Annotated in this window: 12 protein-coding genes, 1 rRNA gene and 1 pseudogene; 10 read left to right on the forward strand and 4 right to left on the reverse strand. The window is 72.7% G+C overall.

Going from position 1 to position 13,632, the window contains the following annotated elements:
* Positions 1–131: 131 nt before the first annotated feature.
* A complete protein-coding gene (locus ACFXMG_RS18105) occupies positions 132–1,172 on the reverse strand; it encodes an NlpC/P60 family protein (RefSeq protein WP_383828687.1) in 1,041 nt (346 codons plus the stop codon).
* 339 nt (positions 1,173–1,511) lie between these two features.
* On the opposite strand from ACFXMG_RS18105, the gene ACFXMG_RS18110 reads away from it, so the two are divergent.
* From ACFXMG_RS18110 to ACFXMG_RS18135, 6 genes are all read left to right on the forward strand, one after another.
* Complete coding sequence (locus ACFXMG_RS18110; protein ID WP_189951126.1) at positions 1,512–1,820, forward strand: hypothetical protein; 309 nt, start codon at positions 1,512–1,514, stop codon at positions 1,818–1,820.
* Between the two features lie 100 nt (positions 1,821–1,920).
* Complete coding sequence (locus ACFXMG_RS18115; protein ID WP_383828689.1) at positions 1,921–2,745, forward strand: hypothetical protein; 825 nt, start codon at positions 1,921–1,923, stop codon at positions 2,743–2,745.
* A complete protein-coding gene (locus ACFXMG_RS18120; RefSeq protein ID WP_383828691.1) occupies positions 2,735–4,090 on the forward strand; it encodes a hypothetical protein in 1,356 nt (451 codons plus the stop codon). The genes ACFXMG_RS18115 and ACFXMG_RS18120 overlap by 11 nt, the downstream gene beginning before the upstream one ends.
* The gene (locus ACFXMG_RS18125) at positions 4,087–5,640 is read left to right on the forward strand and encodes an SCO6880 family protein (protein ID WP_383828693.1); all 1,554 of its coding nucleotides are present in this window, start codon (positions 4,087–4,089) and stop codon (positions 5,638–5,640) included. Before ACFXMG_RS18120 ends, ACFXMG_RS18125 begins: the two co-directional genes overlap by 4 nt.
* Positions 5,641–5,660: 20 nt before the next feature.
* Positions 5,661–7,070, forward strand: a complete 1,410-nt coding sequence (locus tag ACFXMG_RS18130; protein ID WP_383828695.1) for an ATP-binding protein — start codon at positions 5,661–5,663, stop codon at positions 7,068–7,070.
* A 1-nt stretch (position 7,071) separates the two neighbouring features.
* Complete coding sequence (locus tag ACFXMG_RS18135) at positions 7,072–8,547, forward strand: type VI secretion protein (protein ID WP_383828697.1); 1,476 nt, start codon at positions 7,072–7,074, stop codon at positions 8,545–8,547.
* Positions 8,548–8,565: 18 nt separating this feature from the next.
* Here ACFXMG_RS18135 and ACFXMG_RS18140 read toward each other — a convergent pair whose 3' ends face one another.
* Positions 8,566–9,093, reverse strand: a complete 528-nt coding sequence (locus ACFXMG_RS18140) for a GNAT family N-acetyltransferase (protein ID WP_383828709.1) — start codon at positions 9,091–9,093, stop codon at positions 8,566–8,568.
* 60 nt (positions 9,094–9,153) lie between these two features.
* A pseudogene (locus ACFXMG_RS18145) lies at positions 9,154–9,702 on the reverse strand (GNAT family N-acetyltransferase); the annotation flags it as partial.
* Positions 9,703–9,847: 145 nt separating this feature from the next.
* On the opposite strand from ACFXMG_RS18145, the gene ACFXMG_RS18150 reads away from it, so the two are divergent.
* The 4 genes from ACFXMG_RS18150 to ACFXMG_RS18165 are packed head-to-tail and all read left to right on the forward strand — an operon-like array spanning position 9,848 to position 13,491.
* On the forward strand, positions 9,848–10,765 hold the full coding sequence (locus ACFXMG_RS18150) for an ABC transporter ATP-binding protein (protein ID WP_383828699.1): 918 nt from the start codon (positions 9,848–9,850) through the stop codon (positions 10,763–10,765).
* Positions 10,762–11,550, forward strand: coding sequence for an ABC transporter permease (locus tag ACFXMG_RS18155; protein ID WP_383828701.1), 789 nt, complete (start codon positions 10,762–10,764; stop codon positions 11,548–11,550). The genes ACFXMG_RS18150 and ACFXMG_RS18155 overlap by 4 nt, the downstream gene beginning before the upstream one ends.
* A 7-nt stretch (positions 11,551–11,557) precedes the next feature.
* The gene (locus ACFXMG_RS18160) at positions 11,558–12,817 is read left to right on the forward strand and encodes a sensor histidine kinase (protein ID WP_383828703.1); all 1,260 of its coding nucleotides are present in this window, start codon (positions 11,558–11,560) and stop codon (positions 12,815–12,817) included.
* Positions 12,814–13,491 carry a response regulator gene (locus tag ACFXMG_RS18165; protein WP_383828705.1) on the forward strand — a complete coding sequence of 226 codons (678 nt, stop codon included), beginning with the start codon at positions 12,814–12,816 and terminating at the stop codon, positions 13,489–13,491. Before ACFXMG_RS18160 ends, ACFXMG_RS18165 begins: the two co-directional genes overlap by 4 nt.
* Positions 13,492–13,541: 50 nt before the next feature.
* On the opposite strand, the gene rrf is transcribed toward ACFXMG_RS18165, so the two are convergent.
* Positions 13,542–13,632, reverse strand: a 5S ribosomal RNA gene (gene rrf, locus ACFXMG_RS18170); the annotation flags it as partial.

A 13,632-nucleotide genomic window follows, 5' to 3' on the forward strand; every position in this document is an offset into this window, starting at 1 on the left:
GGGGAACGAACCTCCTGAGGCACTCGTTCCGCCGTCACCGCTGGATCATGACGACGTTACCGAAGAGTGACGCTCCCCCGCAGCTCAGGGCCTGTGCCTGACGGAGAGTTCCGGCCAGTCGGAGCGTCAGATCACGCCTGTGTGCCGGGAGGACGGGTGGGGAGGGCGGCGGCGCCGTCCTCGGTGACCCGGGTCGCCCCGAAATAGTCGGGGGTGTCGATCCGGTCGAAGCGGATGACCGCGCCGGTCCGCGGCGCGTCGATCATGTAGCCGCCGCCCACGTAGATGCCGACGTGACGGATCGCCCGCGAATTCGTCAGGTCGTCGGAGAAGAAGACGAGGTCACCGGGGAGCAGCTCGTCACGGCTCGGATGCGGACCCGCGTTGTACTGGTCGTTCGCCACCCGCGGCAGCTTGATCCCCACCGCGTCGTACGCGGCCTGGGTCAGGCCCGAGCAGTCGAAACGCCCGCCCTGCGCGTCCGTGCCCGTGCCGCCCCAGAGGTACGGGGTCCCCAGCTTGCCCTGCGCGTAGTGGATCGCGCCCGCCGCCTGGTGCGAGGGGGCGAGCCGGCCCTGCGGGCGGGCGAAGCTCTTCTCCAGGGAGCGGATGATCCGCACGTAGTTCTGCGTCTCGCGGTAGGGCGGGACGCCCCGGTTGTCGATGACCGCGTAGGGGCCCGCGTTGTACGCGGCCAGCATGTTGCTCACCGGGTCGCCCGGCACGCTCTTCACGTCGCCGGCCAGGGCGCAGTCGTACGTGGCGGCCGAGGGGATCGCGTCCTTCGGGTCCCAGATGTCCTTGTCGCCGTCGCCGTCGCCGTCGACGCCGTAACTCGCCCAGGTCGCGGGGATGAACTGCGCGATGCCCCGCGCGTCCGCCGGGGACACCGCCCGCGGATTCCAGCCACTCTCCTGGTAGAGCTGCGCGGCGAGGAGCGCGGGGTTGATGGCGGGGCAGAGGTTCCCCCAGCGCTGTACGAGCCCCTGGTACATCGCCGGCACCGAACCCTTGGCCAGCGACACCGTGCCGGTCGCCGCCGAGCCCGCGCCGCCGAGGAAACCGGCAGCCGCCGCGTACGTACCGACCAGGAGCAGGGCCAGGAAGCCGGCACAGAGCCCGAAGGCCCCGCCGGTCAGCAGCCACGCCTTGCCCGCCCTACGCACCGTCAACCACCCCTCGGTCCCTGGCAGTACGCCCCTCGGCGCCAGTCTAGGCGGGTCGGCCCCTCTTGGGGACGGTGTCGGCCCGACGCGGCCCCAAGAGTGCAACAACGACAATCATTGCCCGGAGTCACCCTCCGTGATACACAGAGTGACCATACGCTTCTTCGCATGGAATCCGGCCGCACCGCCGCAGGTCAAGACGGTCAGACCGGTCAAGTGTGCGGGGATCGGGTAAAGAGAGCCGTCAAGCCGTCACACGCGAGCGGTTTCATCAGCGAAGATAGTGGCGATGACCCATGCCGTCCGGCAGGGGTGACCAACGACCCGACAGGGGCGGTGAGTTATATGTACCTGGCGGCCGAGAAGGGCGACATCACCACCATCATCGGTGGAATCGCCCCGAACTGGGGCCCTTTCGGGGGCCTCGGTGCCGAAGCCAAGATCATGATCGAGGTCGTGATGGCCGTGGCCATCCTGCTCTGCCTCGGCATCGCCATCTGGGGAGCGGCCAAACAGCGCATCGGCGCGACCGCTCTCCGCGACACGTTCAGCGCGGAACAGGGCAAGGGACTGATCGTCGCCGGTCTCACCGGCGTCTTCATCATCGGATCCCTCGGGACGCTCTTCACCATCGTCTACGGAATGGCGATCTGACCGCACGTCCCCTGACGCACGGTCACCCAGCACCACGAACACGACTGTCAGCACTGTCAGCACTGTCGTACCCGCGAACGAACGAGGGGGCGTACCCGGCATGAGTCCCGGCGACGAGCACGACGGCTACGGCGGCTCGGGCCAGACCCGTACCCGCCTGCCCGAGGGCAACACCGGTGACGTCCACGGCGGCCCCCGCCGCCCCGCCCGCGGCTCCCGCTCCCTGCTCATGGGCGTGGGCGTGGTGGTGCTCCTCGTCGCCGCCATCGCCCTCGCCAACCGCGGCGGCGACCCCGCCGACACGCCCCCCTCCTCCGGCACCCCCGGCAAGCCCGCCGCCACCGCCCCCACCGGCACCCGCCCGGTCACCGGCACCAACGGCACCGTCCCCACCGGCCACCCCCAGAACGAACAAGGCGCCCAAAGCGCCGCCGCCAACTACGCAGCAGCCCTGGGCTCCACGGACATGTACCAGAAGGGCCCCCGCGAGGCCCTGGTACGAGCCGTCTACGCCCCCGAGGTGGCCGACGCCCGCGTCGCGGACCTCGACAAGGGCTACGGCGACAAGGCGCTCCTCGGCCGCATGGGCCTCCAGGAGGACGGCACCGCCCCTCAGGGGCTCACCTTCGTCGCCCGGACCATCCCCGTGGGGACCAAGGTGGAGGCGTACGCGCAGGACCGGGCCACGGTCTCCGTCTGGCACTCGTACCTGTTCGGCCTCGCGGGCGAGGCGTCGAAGAACCCGGTCTCCGAAGCCTGGTACACCAAGACGTACGAGCTCCTCTGGACCGGCGGCGACTGGAAGATCGTCGACGTCAGCCAGAAGGACGGTCCGGTCCCGGTCGGCCGCGACCAGCGGGCCTCCTCGGCCCAGGACATGGCGGACGCCGTCGAACAGTTCGGAGGCTTCACCTATGCCCGGTAGGCCCGCCGCCCTCCTCGCCCGCGCCGCCGCCGTACTGGGCTCCGCCCAGGTGGCCGTCGTCCTCTTCGCGGGCCGCGCCCTCGCCGACCCCACCCCGACACCGCCCGCCACTCCCCCGGGCACCGCAACCCCCGCGCCGAGCACCAGCGCCAACCCGTGCGAACTGCTCAGCGACACCGCCCGGGACTACTGCGAAGGGCAGGGAACCGGCGGCACCGGTGGCGGAGGCTCCTCGTCCGGGACGGTCAACGACCCGGCGAGCGCCCTCGACCCCCTCTCCTCCCTCGCCCGTGGCTGCGCCGACGCCGCCGTAGCCGTCGTCGACTATCTCTCCAAGGCCGTGAAGGAGACCGCCGAGGTCGACTTCACGAACACCGAGTTCCTGTCCCGGTACGCCGTCGTCTTCGCCGCCGCCACCTTCCTCACCGTCCTCCTCTGGCTCCTCGCCGTCGCCAAGCGCGCCATGCGCGGCGTCCCGCTCACCACCGCGCTCTCCGAGGCCGTCGGGTTCCTCTGGCTGACCGTCCTCGCCTCCGCCTTCACCCCGCTGATCCTCTACACCGTCGTCAACGCCACCGACGCCATCACCGAGGTCATCGCCTCCGGCACCGGCCAGCAGACCGACGTGTTCTTCGGCGCGTTCAAGCAGGCCCTCCAGAAGGGCGACTCCATCAGCGGCGGACCGATCATGCTGATCATCGTCAGCCTGGTCACCGTCCTCGCCGCCGGCGTCCTCTACCTGGAGCTCTTCCTCCGCGCCGTCCTCCTCTACGTCGGCGCCCTCCTCGGCGTCGTCGTCTACTCCGGCCTCGTCGACAAGAACATGTGGGGCCACGTCCGCCGCTGGGCCGGCATCATGATCGCCGTCATCCTGGTCAAGCCGATCATCGTCATCGTCCTCGGCCTCGCCGGCGCCCTCTCCTCCGGCACCGGACCCGACTCCTTCTCCGCCGTCGTCTCCGGCCTCGCGATCATCCTGCTCGCCATCTTCGCCTCCGCGATGATCTACCGCTTCGTCCCCGGCTTCGGCGACGAGATCGTCGCCTCCCGCAACAACCGCCTCCACCGCGCCGGGGAGAACGCCGCCGCCGCCGTCATCTCCTCCCCCGCCTCCCTCGTCTCCCAGGGCATCAAGACCCACAGCACCCGCGACAGCGGCTCCGGCGGCGGCCAGGCATCCTCCTCCGCCACCCCCCGCCCCGCGAACCAGCTCTCCGGCGGCGTCGCCGCCCACAGCAGCCGCACCCCCCAGGGCAACGGCTCCACGCCCCCGCCCCGTACCAGCAGCCCCACCGCGGGCACCCCGCACAGCAACCGCAAGAACTCTGGAGGTGCAGGGCGTTGACGACCCAGTCCCAGCCGGTCACGCCCCGCCGCACGTATCTCATCGGCCGCGCCCGGCCGAACGCGATCGTCGGCAAGAACCGCGAGACCGGCGAGATCGCCCTGATCGTCGCCGGCGCCTTCCTCGGCATGATGAGCGGGCTCCTCATCCCCCTCCTCCCCCTGCGGATCGCGCTCCTCGCCGGCCTGCCCATGCTCGCCATCGCCGCCGTGTACCTCCCGTACAAGCAGCGCACGTTCTACAAGTGGTTCGAGATCAACCGCAGCTACAAGCGGATGCTCAAGCGCGGCACCGCCTACCGCTCCGCCGCCACCGAGGCCGGCACCCGCCTCGACGGCCGCGAGGTCGAGGTCGGCCCCCCGCCCGGCATCGGCCGCGTCAGCTGGCTCTCCGCCCCCTTCGGCCCCGACGAGATCGCCGTCCTCCTCCACGCCGACCGCCGCACCGTCACCGCCGCCATCGAGATCGAGGGCCCCGGCGTCGGCCTGCGCGACTCCGAGGACCAGGAAGCCCTCGTCGACCGCTTCGGCACCCTCCTCAAGCACGTCGCCAACGGAGACGGCTTCGTCACCCGCCTCCAGATGCTCGCCCGCACCCTCCCCGCCGACCCCGACGCCCACGCCAAGGACGTCGCCCAGCGCGGCGACCCGGCCGCCCCCGGCTGGCTCCAGGAGTCCTACGACCAGCTCCAGTCCATGGTCTCCACCTCCAGCGAGCAGCACCGCGCCTACCTCGTCGCCTGCATGCACTACACCCGCGACCTCGCCGCCGAGGCCAACGCCATGGCCCACGCCACCCGGCACGCCACCGGCGCCCGCCGCCTCGACCGCGACGGCGGCCTCGCCGTCGTCATGGCCCGCGAACTCACCGACATCTGCGCCCGCCTCACCGAGGCCGACATCCGGGTCCGCCAGCCCCTCGGCCAGTCCCGGCTCGCCTCCCTGGTCCACTCCATGTACGACCCGGACCACCCGATCGACCACATCCAGGCCATGACGAAACGAAACGCTTGGCCCGCCGAACTCGACGCCATGGAGGCCACCTACCTCCAGGCCAAGACCCGCGAGTCCTCCACCCGCGCCCCCTGGTGCCACGCCACCGCCTGGGTCAAGGAGTGGCCCATGACCCCGGTCGGCGTCAACTTCCTCGCCCCGCTCCTCGTCCACACCCCCGACGTCATCCGCACCGTCGCCGTCACCATGGACCTGGAGCCCACCGAGGTCGCGATCGAGCGCATGCTCACCGAGAAGACCAACGACGAGGCCGAGGCGTCCCGCCAGGCCAAGATGAACCGCACCGTCGACCCGCGCGACATCGCCGCCCACGGCCGGCTCGACCAGCGGGGTGAAGATCTCGCCAGCGGCGCGGCAGGCGTCAACCTCGTCGGGTACATCACCGTATCGGCGCGCTCGCCCGAGGCCCTGGCCCGGGACAAGCGCACGATCAGGGCCTCCGCCGGCAAGTCGTACCTCAAGCTGGAGTGGTGCGACCGCGAGCACCACCGGGCCTTTGTGAACACCCTGCCGTTCGCGACCGGCATCCGCCGCTAGGGCCGAAGGGGCACCGACCGATGCGAGATCCGCTGTCCGTCCTCACCGAAGCCTTCACCTCCTTCGTCCTCGGGAAGGTGGAGACCACCCGCCTGCCCGTCCGCACCTCCACCGGGCAGGCCCAGGCCGTCTACCTGCCCACCGCCGCCCCCGGCCTCGGCGACTCCGGCGTGATCATCGGCCGCGAGGTCTACAGCGGCAAGGGCTACGTGTACGACCCCTTCCAGCTGTACGGACAGCAGCTCCCCGCCCCCCACTGGCTCGTCCTCGGCGAGTCCGGCAACGGCAAGTCCGCGCTGGAGAAGACGTACGTCCTCCGCCAGCTCCGCTTCCGCGACCGGCAGGTCGTCGTCCTCGACGCCCAGGGCGAGGACGGCGTCGGCGAATGGAACCTCATCGCCCAGGAGCTGGGGATAACCCCCATCCGCCTGGACCCCATGGTCGCCAACGACGCCGGGATCCGCCTCAACCCGCTCGACCCCGCCATCACCACCACCGGCCAGCTCGCCCTGCTCCGCACCATCATCGAGGTGGCGATGGGCCACGGCCTCGACGAGCGCTCCGGCTTCGCCCTCAAGGTCGCCCACGCCCACGTCAACGAGCACATCGCCGACCGCCAGCCGATCCTCACCGACATCGTCGAGCGCCTGCGCCACCCCGAGGCCGAGTCGGCGGAGGCGATGAACGTCGACATAGACGATGTACGGGCCTGGGGCCTGGACGTCGCCCTGGTGCTCGACCGGCTCGTCGACGGCGACCTGCGCGGCATGTTCGACGGCCCGACCACGGTCGGCATCGACCTCGACGCGCCCCTGATCGTCTTCGACCTCTCCCACATCGACCGCAACTCCATCGCCATGCCCATCCTCATGGCGATCGTCGGCGTGTGGCTGGAACACACCTGGATCCGCCCCGACCGGAAGAAGCGCATCTTCCTCGTCGAGGAGGCATGGCACATCATCAACAGCCCCTTCGTGGCCCAGCTGTTCCAGCGCCTCCTCAAGTTCGGCCGGCGCCTCGGCCTGTCCTTCGTCGCGGTCGTCCACCACCTCTCGGACGTCGTCGACGGAGCGGCCGCCAAGGAGGCCGCCGCCATCCTCAAGATGGCCTCCACCCGGACCGTCTACGCCCAGAAGGCCGACGAGGCCCGCCACACCGGCGGCGTCCTCGGGCTGCCCCGCTGGGCCGTCGAGATCATCCCGACCCTCACCCCCGGCATCGCCGTCTGGGACGTCAACGGCAACGTGCAGGTGGTCAAACACCTCATCACCGAGCGGGAACGCCCCCTCGTCTACACCGACCGCGCCATGACCGAGTCCTCAGGCCCCGCCGACCCGGAGCTGGAATGGGAGACCGAGCAGCGCGCCCTCCTGATGGAGCGGCAGATGAGCGAGCACGTGACCGACAACCCCCAGTCGACGGTGGCGTGACGTGACGGAGGCACGGCAGAGGCAGGGCGGCGGCGTCTCGGACGGGTTCCTGGTCGGGCTCTTCGCCCTGATCCTCGGCCTGGCCCTGCTCGTCTGGTCCGCGACCGGACTCGCCGGGTTCTTCGCCCACGGCGCCTGGCCGGACGGGGTCGAGCTCACCGGCACCCCGCCGGCCCTCCGCTCGCTGGCGATCGCACCCACCGACCTGGCGGCGGCCTGGCCGGCCACCCCGCCCGGGCAGCTCTCCGGCTACGGCCTCTTCTGGGGTCTGGTGATCGGCCAGGCGATGATCCTCATCGTCCTCGCCGTCTTCCTCCTCGGCACCTTCGCCCGCTGGCGCGCCGTCCGCGCCCACCGCAGGTCGGGGGCGTACGCCGGAAACGCCGCCCCGGTACGCGCCCCGGAGCCGGCCCACGCGCCGGAACCCGTACAGGCGTCCGTACGGGAGAAGCCCGACCCCGTACCCGTACCGATACAGAAGACCGCCCCGAAGGAGCCGTCACCGGCACCATCCCCGGCCCCCACCCCCGCCCCGCCGGAAGCGCCCAGCCCCACCCTCGGCACCGTCTACGGCCCGCCCGACACCCGCCGCCCGCTCGCCGTCCAGGCGATCCGCGACGCCGAGGGCCCGGTCCTGGTCGTCACCTCCGACCCCACCGTCTGGGCCGACACCAAGGACGTCCGCGGCAAGCTCGGCCCGGTCCTCGTGTACGACCCCGGCCACCTCTGCGACACCCCGGCCCGCCTCCACTGGTCCCCCGCCGAGGGCTGCGCCGACCCGGACACCGCCCAGGCCCGCGCCGCCGCCCTGCTCGCCCCGGTCCGGCCGCACGCCCGGCTCGACGCGGCCACGGCCACCACCGCCGAAACGCTCCTGCGCTGCTGGCTGCACGCCGCCGCCGTGGACGGCCGCCCGTTCCGCCAGGTCCACCGCTGGGCCCAGGGCACCGACGCCCACGAGCCGGTACGCATCCTCCGCGGCCACCCCAAGGCCGCCTCCGGCCTCGCCGGACTGCTCGAATCGGCGCTCACCGCCCACCCGGAGAGCCGGCGCCTGGCCCAGGAACTGACGGCCCGTGCCTTCTCCGCCTTCTCCTCGGTCCACATCCGCCAGGCGTGCACCCCGAATCGAACGGATTCGCTGTCTCTGGCATCTTTCCTCACCGAAGCGGGCACCCTTTACGTGGTGGGCGAAGCGATCGAGGATCCGCGCACCCACCCGGGCGCGATGCCCCTCCTCACCGCGCTCGCGTCGAACGTGGTCGAGCACGGCCGCCGCATGGCCGCACGGTCATCCGACGGTCGGCTCGACCCACCACTCACCCTGGTGCTCGACGACGTCGCCGCCGTCGCGCCCCTCCCCGAGCTGCCCTCGCTCCTCGCCGACGGCCCGGCCCGCGGCCTCCCCACCCTCGCCCTGATGCGCTCCCCCGAACAGTCCCGCAGCCGCTGGCCGGAGCACTCCGTCACCCCCTGACCGGCACCCGGCGCCTGGTCACGGACGCGGCGAGCCCTCCCGCCGCAGCTCGTACTCCAGGTCGCGCGGCGCGCCCGAGCCCAAGGTGTCCGCGCGGCCCCCGGTCGGCACGAAGCCGAGGCGCCGGTAGACGGCAGCGGCCCGCGCGTTCTCCTCGTGGACGAAGAGCCGCACCCGCTCCAGCGCCGGCTCCTGCGCCCACGACCACTCCACGGCGACCCGCAGCAGCGCGTCCACCAGCCCCGCGCCCCGCGCCTCCGGGCGCACGTACACGCCCACCACATTCCCCTGCGGCTCCGTCACCTCGTCGCCGAACAGCGCCCGCCCGTCCTCCGGCCGCTCCATCAGCACCGTCACCGTGCCCGCCCAGCGCCCGTCCGGCGCCTCGGCCACGAACTGCCGGATCCAGGTGCCCCGGTCCTCCGAGCCGCCCTCGGCCCGCTCCCGCCAGAAGGAGTCCGGACGGGCCACGCCCTCCTCGTACGACTCCACGAACGCGAGGGCCGCCACCGGGTCCTGAAGGGCCGCCAGGCGCAGCTCGCGCACCCGCTCCCACTCGCCGGAGCGGATCGCCCGCAGGACGTACTCCCCGTGCCGGGCGCTCCCGGGCGGCAGCAGCTCGTACTCGATCTCGTACGCGCCCGTGCCGCCCGGCATCGGCACCCGCTCGCCCGACGGGGCGAAGCCGAAACGGCGATAGAAGGCGGCGGCCCGCGCGTTCTCCTCGTGCACGTACAGGCGGGCCCGCCGGACCCCCTCCACCGTCCACGACCACTCCACGGCCGCCCGGAACAGCGCGTCGATCACGCCGGCGCCGCGCGCCTCGGGCCGGACGAACACGCCGACCAGGTGCGTCTGGTCGACCTTCGCCGGCTCCCCGAACCCCGCCTCGTCCGACGGCCGTTCCACCAGCACCGACACCGTGCCCAGCCAGCGCCCGTCCGCCGCCTCGGCGACGAACTGCCGCCTCCGCCCGTCCCCGGTCTCCGACGCCGCGGCCGTCCGCTCCCGCCAGAAGTCGTCGGGCCGCGCCACCGCGTCCGCGTGGGTCTCCAGGAAGGCGAGGTGCGCGACGGGGTCCAGGAGCGCGGCGAGCCGCAGCTCGCGCGCCTTCTCCCACTCGTCGGCCAGGACGGTACGGATCTCGAAGTTCATGCGGCATCCTCACCCGCCACCCCGTTCGCCCACAAGGGAATTCCCAGCTCAGAGCCCTGCCGTCGTACCCCGGTACGACACCGCCCGCGCGGCTGCCGACCACGGTCGGATTCCCGCGCCCCGCCCGCTCCGTAGCGTCGGGAGCATGATCCGAGCAGAGCGACTCACCAAGCGGTACGGCGACCGGACCGTCGTCCGGGACCTCTCATTCACCGTCCACCCGGGCACCGTCACCGGCTTCCTCGGCCCGAACGGCGCCGGCAAGTCCACCACCCTGCGCATGATCCTCGGCCTCGACGCCCCCACCCACGGCACCGCCACCGTCGACGGCCGCTCGTACGCCGCCCACCCGGCGCCCCTCACCCAGGTCGGCGCCCTCCTCGACGCCCGCTCCTTCCACCCGGGCCGCACCGCCTTCCACCACCTCATGGCCCTCGCCCACACCCACGGCATCCCCCGGTCCCGCGTCGAGCACGTCCTCGGCGTCACCGGTCTCGCGGACGCCGCCGGACGCCGCGTGAAGGGCTTCTCGCTCGGCATGGGCCAGCGCCTCGGCATCGCCGCCGCCCTCCTCGGCGACCCGTCCGCCGTCGTCCTCGACGAGCCCGTCAACGGCCTCGACCCGGAGGGCGTCCGCTGGGTCCGCACCCTCCTCACCTCCCTCGCCGCCGAAGGCCGCACGGTCCTCGTCTCCTCGCACCTGATGAGCGAGATGGCGCTGACCGCCGACCGCCTCGTCGTCATCGGCAAGGGCCGGCTCCTGGCCGACACCACCGTCACCGATCTCGTACGGGACGCGGGCGCGGCGTCCGTCCTCGTCGTCACCCCCGACGCCGACCGCCTCCGCGGCCTCCTCCCGGCGCCCGCCCGCGCGACCGCCGAGGCCCCCGGCACCCTCCGGATCACCGGCCTCGACGCCCCCGCGATCGGCCGGATCTGCGCCGCCCACACCGTCGAACTCCACGCCCTCACCCCCGAGACGGCCTCCCTGGAGCAGGCGTTCATGGACCTCACCCACGACTCCGTCGAGTACCACGGCACACACCAGGGAGCAGCGGCATGACCACCGTCCCCACCCCTTACGGGATCACCCTCCCCCGGGTCCTGCGCTCCGAGTGGCACAAGCTGTGGACGCTCCGCTCGACCTGGATCACCGTCCTGTCGGCCGTCGCGCTCGTCCTCGGCGTCGGCATCCTCATGGGCAGCACGTACACCTCCGGCGGCGGCGACTCCGACGTCGACACCGTCGTCCTCTCCCTCTACGGCTCGCAGCTGGGCGGCATCTGCCTCGCCGTCCTCGGCATCCTCGTCACCGCCGGCGAGTACTCCTCCGGCCTCGCCCGCGCCACCTTCACCGCCGTCCCCGGCCGCCTGCCGGTGCTGTGGGCGAAGGCCGGGATCCTCGGCGCGACGGTGTTCGCGCTGAGCCTCCTCACCAACCTGACGACCTTCCTCACCGCCCAGGTCTTCCTCTCCGACACCGACCAGGCCGCCTCCCTCGGCGACACCGGCGTCCTCGGGGCCCTCGCGGGCAACGCCGCGGGCCTCTCCCTGCTCGCCCTGATCGCCCTGGGCCTGGGCGCCGCCCTCCGCTCGGTGCCCGGCGCGCTCGGCGCGTTCATCGGTGGCGTCCTGGTCCTGCCCGAGGTCATCGGGATGCTCCCGTACGACGCCGTGGACACCGCGCTGCGGTACTTCCCCACCCAGGCCGCCGGCGTCCTCGGCTCGGCCGACCCGCTCCCCGGCGCCCCCGCGGCCGGCGCCGCCCTGCTCGCCCTCGCGCTGTGGACGGCGGCGGCCCTGGCCGTCCCCGCGTTCCTCCTCCGCCGCCAGGACGTACGGGGATGATGACCGAGTGACGACGGAGACGACGGCGCCCAGCCGGTACGCGCACCAGCTGATCACCCGTGTCCGGGCGGTCGACGCGGCCAGCCCCTGGCTCTGGGACGGCGCGCTCACGCTGGGCTGGACGGTGGCGGCCCTGGTGGACGCGGCGGGCGGCTGGCGGAACGTGGCCCGGGACCCTTCCCTCCCCGCCGGCCTGATCGTCGTCCTCAGCCTCGCGCTCTCGCTCCCCCTGTACGCGCGCCGCCGCCACCCCACCACGGTCCTCGCCGTGATGACGGCGGCGGCCTTCGTCAGCGAGGTGTCCGGGGCCTTCCTCCAGGCCGCCTTCCTCCAGTTCCTGCCCCTCTTCCACATCGCCCTGACCCGCCCGCCGCGCCGCCTCCTCTGGGCCTTCGCCCTGCTCCTGGCGCCGATCCTGACGGGCGGGCTCCGCTTCGACGGCGACGCGTGGGACCTGCACGTCGTCCCCACCCTGTGGGCGTACGCCCTCGTCGCCCTGGTCGGCATCACGGTCCGCTCCCGCCGCGACCACACCGCGAGCCTCGTCGACCGGGCCCGCCGCCTGGAGATCGAGCGCGACCAGGAGGTCCGGCTGGCGGCCGCGGCCGAACGGGCCCGGATCGCCCGCGAGATGCACGACATCATCGGCCACAACCTCTCGGTCATCACCGGCCTCGCGGACGGCGGCCGGTACGCGGCGGCCAAGAACCCGGAGCGGGCCGCGCAGGCCCTGGACGCCATCGGCACCACGAGCCGCCAGGCCCTGGACGAACTCCGCCGCCTGCTGGGCGTCCTGTCGGCCCCCGAAGACGACACCCCCGCCGCCGCCCGTTCCCCGCAGCCGACCCTGGAGGACCTGGACTCCCTCCTGGAGGGCGTACGGAAGGCGGGCCTGCCGGTCGCGGCGGAGCTGCCGTCGCCGCTCCCGTCCCTGCCACCGGGGGCCCAGCTGACGGTCTACCGCGTGGTCCAGGAGTCCCTGACGAACACCCTCAAGCACGCGGGCTCCGCGGCCAGGGCCGCCGTCCGCCTCACGACCGCCCCGGACGCCGTCCTGGTCACGGTCACCGACACGGGTGTCCCGTCCGCCACCCCCGGCCAGGGCCAGGGCCTCACCGGAATGCGCGAGCGCGCGGCGCTCTACGACGGCACACTCGACTGCGGTCCCCTGCCGTCCGGCACCGGCTGGCAGGTACGGCTCCGCATCCCCACCGCTCCCTCGCCCGCTTCCGCTTCCGCTTCCGCTCCGGAGGATTCCCGCTCGTGACGACGGTTCTGATCGCCGACGACCAGCCGATGCAGCGCTTCGGCTTCCGCATGCTCCTGGAGAGCCAGGACGACATGACCGTCGTCGGGGAGGCGGCGAACGGCGCCGAGGCCGTGCGCCAGGTCGCCGACCACCACCCGGACGTGGTCCTGATGGACATCCGCATGCCGGGTCTGGACGGCATCGAGGCGACCCGCCGCATCGTCGCCGCCGGCGCCCGCACCCGCGTCCTCATCATCACCACGTTCGACCTGGACGAGTACGCGTACGAGGGTCTCCGCGCCGGCGCCAGCGGCTTCCTGGTGAAGGACGCCCAGCCCGAGGAACTCCTCGCCGGCGTCCGCGCGGTGGCCGCGGGCGACGCGGTGGTCGCCCCCAGCCTCACCCGCCGTCTCCTGGACACGTACATCCACCACCTGCCCGCGTCCCCGACGGCAGCCCCGGCCCCCGCACCGCAAGACGACCCCCGCCTGTCGGGTCTCACGGACCGCGAGCGCGAGATCCTCACGGTCATCGGCCAGGGCTGGACGAACACGGAGATCGCCGAACGCCTGCACCTCGCGGAATCCACGGTGAAGACCCACGTGGGCCGCGTCCTGGCGAAGGCGGGTGCGAGGGACCGCATCCAAGCGGTGATCCTGGCCTACGACGCCCAGCTGGTGAAGCCGGCCTAGAACGCAGAAAAGCCCCGCACCATGAGGTGCGGGGCTTTCCCACAATGATTGTTCGGCGGCGTCCTACTCTCCCACAGGGTCCCCCCTGCAGTACCATCGGCGCTGAAAGGCTTAGCTTCCGGGTTCGGAATGTAACCGGGC

Origin of the sequence: Streptomyces sp. NPDC059201 (assembly GCF_042754585.1) — a bacterium.
In the GTDB taxonomy this organism is placed as follows: domain Bacteria; phylum Actinomycetota; class Actinomycetes; order Streptomycetales; family Streptomycetaceae; genus Streptomyces.

What these genes read in the sequence shown, in the direction of transcription:
- ACFXMG_RS18110 (WP_189951126.1), top strand. Translation starts at nt 1,512, where the DNA reads ATGTACCTGGCGGCCGAGAAGGGCGACATCACCACCATCATCGGTGGA.
- ACFXMG_RS18155 (WP_383828701.1), top strand. Translation starts at nt 10,762, where the DNA reads ATGACCACCGTCCCCACCCCTTACGGGATCACCCTCCCCCGGGTCCTG.
- ACFXMG_RS18150 (WP_383828699.1), top strand. Translation starts at nt 9,848, where the DNA reads ATGATCCGAGCAGAGCGACTCACCAAGCGGTACGGCGACCGGACCGTC.
- ACFXMG_RS18115 (WP_383828689.1), top strand. Translation starts at nt 1,921, where the DNA reads ATGAGTCCCGGCGACGAGCACGACGGCTACGGCGGCTCGGGCCAGACC.
- ACFXMG_RS18120 (WP_383828691.1), top strand. Translation starts at nt 2,735, where the DNA reads ATGCCCGGTAGGCCCGCCGCCCTCCTCGCCCGCGCCGCCGCCGTACTG.
- ACFXMG_RS18130 (WP_383828695.1), top strand. Translation starts at nt 5,661, where the DNA reads ATGCGAGATCCGCTGTCCGTCCTCACCGAAGCCTTCACCTCCTTCGTC.